This is a genomic window from Actinomadura sp. GC306 (assembly GCF_004348665.1).
Lineage (GTDB): Bacteria > Actinomycetota > Actinomycetes > Streptosporangiales > Streptosporangiaceae > Spirillospora.
Map to the genome: position 1 here is coordinate 1 of NZ_SMKM01000434.1, position 3,181 is coordinate 3,181.

Below are 3,181 nucleotides of genomic sequence, written 5' to 3' on the forward strand. Positions count from 1 at the left end.
CTGCCCCAGCACCCGGTTCATGCCCAGGCTGAGGACGACCGCGGCGTCCAGGACGACCTCCGCCTCGATCCCGCTGCTCACGAGGTTCCTCCGATCGTGCGCGCTTGGCGCCACTGGTGCAGCCTGACGCCCGCCCCCACGGCGTGGGCGGCGGGGCCCACGATGAGGAGGAGCAGCCAGAGCATGCTTGCGATGGACGTCAGCGCCCCCGCCAACAGCATGAGAATCAGCAGCGGGAGCGTGATGGCGAGCAGCAGGAACCCGCAGCCGCGCCGCCCGGTGCTCCGCGCCGCGCCCGTCATCGTCTGGGACGCCTTCGAGAGGCCGCGTCCGCTCGCCCCCAGGAAAGTGGAGAGCATCGCCCACGGCCCCTGCGGCAGGTAGTCCTTGCCCTGCGCGCGCGCCACGAACAGCTCGCTGCCGCAGTGCACCACCCACGCGAGCACAGAGAAGACGGCCAGGACGCCGAACGGGATGCCCGAGGACGACCGCTGCAGCCCGACCGAAGAGGTCCCGTCGCCGTCGCCGCCGCCGAACAGCGAGCCCACGACCCAGCTTCCGAGGAGCCAGAGGGCGAGGAAGGGCAGCGTCCACAGCGCGGCCCGCAGCATCGCCGGTCCGCGGCCGGCGAGCCGCTCCCGTTCCTTCTCCTCCCAGTGCGCGCGGAGCGCCTCGTCGCGCTGCCGCGCCGCCGCCTGCTCCCGCGCCCGCGCCTCGGTCTCCACGACGGCCTCGGGCGCGGCGAGCGTCACCGCGAGCAGCCGCAGCGGATCGTCGCCCGCGCCGTCCGCCAGCCACGTGAACCACGGGACCGGCTCGGTGATCGCCGCGCGGGCCCGCGCGGCGCCCTCGGCGATCAGCCGGTGGGTCTCCGCCGGACGCGCCGCCAGGGCGAGCAGCGTGAGCAGGACGGCGGGCGGGTCCTCGGCCCCGGCGTCGGGCAGCCGCCGCGCGAGGCCCGGCGGCACCCCGTCCTGGCTCCGCAGCCAGCGCGCGAGGTCGTTCCAGGCCGAGACATGGGCGCGCCACTGGTCGTCGATGCGGCCCAGGTCCTCGCCGGTGTCGAACCCCGCGAGGACGTGCAGCAGGTGCTGGTCCCAGAGCGCGCGCCCGATGAGGCACGCGGTGCGGTGGTCGGCATGGCTTCGGTCGTCGGCCAGGACGGCGAGGCCGGGCAGGTCGCCGGACGCCAGCCGCCGGCCGAGGAAGTGCGGGGGGAGCGCCGGGTCCAGCCAGCGGACCAGGTGCAGCAGTTTCACGTCCGGCGGCAGCGCCGTGGTGAGGTAGCCGTCGACGAGCCCGATGCGGCTGTCGTCCGGTATCCCGGCGAGCCATTCGCGCAGGCTCCGCCACGCCTCGCCCGTCTCGCCGCGTCCGAAGAAGTACCGCGCGGCGTGGTCCCACTCCTGGACGAGAGCACGGGCCAGCTCGTCGCGGCGGGTGTAGCGGTGCCCCTTGAACGGGAGGCCGTCGCCCGCCTCGGGCTCGGCGGTCTCCTCCGCGACGGGCGGGGAACCGCCGTCCAGCCACTCGGCGACCTGCTCGCCCGTCCACCTCTTCCGGGGGTCGCGGGCCAGCAGCCCCCGGCACAGCAGCCGCAGCCTCGGGTCGGGGACGTCGTCCGCGCTCACCGGACGCGTCGCCAGATGGTCGACGACGACGGTCTCGCTCAGCCCCTCGAACGGCGGCCGCCCGGTCGCCAGCTCCCGGACGATCATGCCGAGCGACCACCAGTCGCGGGCGGGCGACACCTGCCCGGACAGCGACTCCGGCGCCGCGTAGGCAAGCGTCCGCGACGACGACGCGAACACCACGCTCTGGTCGAGGACCTTGCTCAGCCCGAAGTCGGCGATCGCCAGCCGGACCGGGTCGGTGCCCAGCACCAGCACGTTCTCCGGCTTGAGGTCGCGATGCACGATGCCCGCGCGGTGCAGGGCCGTCAGCCCGGCCGCGAGCTGCGCCGCGAACTCGCCCGCCGTCTCCGCCGGGAGCGGGCCGCCGCCCATCAGGCCGCGGAGGTTGCCGTCCGGCGCGTACGCGGTGATCTCGTAGTCGCGGCCGTCGGCGTCCCCGGTCTCCAGAATGCGCAGGACGTGCGGGGAGTCCAGGGCGGGCAGCTTCGCCCAGACCTCCCGGTCCGCGCGGTACCCGCGGCGGAAGATCTTGGCGACGTACTCGGCGCCGTGCGCGTCCTGGACGAGCAGCAGGTCGGACTCGGCACCCTGGACGGGCAGCTCCGCCACCGCCCGGTACCGCTCGCCGAGCACCGCGGGAAGCCGCATCAGCGGGTCGCCGGCCGCCGCCCCCTCCCGCCGCGTCTCCGCGGCGGCCCGCGGCCCGGGGACCCGGTCGTCGCGGCGCGTCGCGTCCGGCCGCCGGTCGCGCCGCGTGTCCCGGGGTGGGGGACCGGCCCCGTCGAACTCGCCCACCGGCTGCTCCGCCTAGTCCTTGTCCTTGATGGCCCGCAGATACTCGCTGACCTTGAACTGATTGATCACGAACTCCAGGAAGACCCTGGTCATGAGCACCTGGAAGATCCAGATGAGCGGAGCCGCGACGAGGAGCACGAGGCCCACCACGGCCGGGCCCTCCTGGAGGTACGCCAGCGCGTACCAGCCGATCAGCAGCGCGAGCAGGGTGATCGGAACCAGCGCGAGCGCGTAGATGATCTTGACCAGCTTGGGGGTGACCATATGGTCGAAGTTCATGTCGAACAACGTCGCGGCGATGCCCTTGCCGCCCGGGGTCTGCGGCGGAGGCGCCCAACCGTGCCGCTCCTGCCCCCCGTGACCCTGGTCTTGCGTGCCGTACCCCTGGTTCGGCGGCGCGTGCGCGGGGTCGGGCGGCCGGGGACCGGGGACCGCGCCGGGCTGCTGCGGCTGCTGGGGCGGCGGACCGTACGGGCCTCCCGGCGGTCCGGCCGCCGGCGGGCGCGAGTGGTGACCGGGGTCCGAAGGATTCGTCATCGCCGTCGTCTCCAGTTAGGGGCGCCTACAGGAAGACTCTAGAGCCTGCGCCCGGCGACCGCCCCACCTGGAACATCGAATAGTCCACTGAGGTTTTGTCAGCGACTTTCAGCTGATCCGGCGGTGCTCGAAGAGCGTGAGGACATGCGCGGAGCGGACGAGGTCGCCAATTCTGCCGGGGCTCAGCGTGGTGTGCTTGAGTGCGGTCCAGCGTT

Annotated in this window: 2 protein-coding genes; both read right to left on the bottom strand. The window is 73.9% G+C overall.

The window, feature by feature from the left end:
* Window positions 1-77: 77 nt before the first annotated feature.
* Window positions 78-2,429 carry a serine/threonine-protein kinase gene (locus E1200_RS32230; protein ID WP_131956289.1) on the bottom strand — a complete coding sequence of 784 codons (2,352 nt, stop codon included), beginning with the start codon at window positions 2,427-2,429 and terminating at the stop codon, window positions 78-80.
* A 12-nt stretch (window positions 2,430-2,441) separates the two neighbouring features.
* Window positions 2,442-2,708 carry a DUF4282 domain-containing protein gene (locus E1200_RS32235; RefSeq protein ID WP_131956291.1) on the bottom strand — a complete coding sequence of 89 codons (267 nt, stop codon included), beginning with the start codon at window positions 2,706-2,708 and terminating at the stop codon, window positions 2,442-2,444.
* Between the last annotated feature and the right edge of the window lie 473 nt (window positions 2,709-3,181).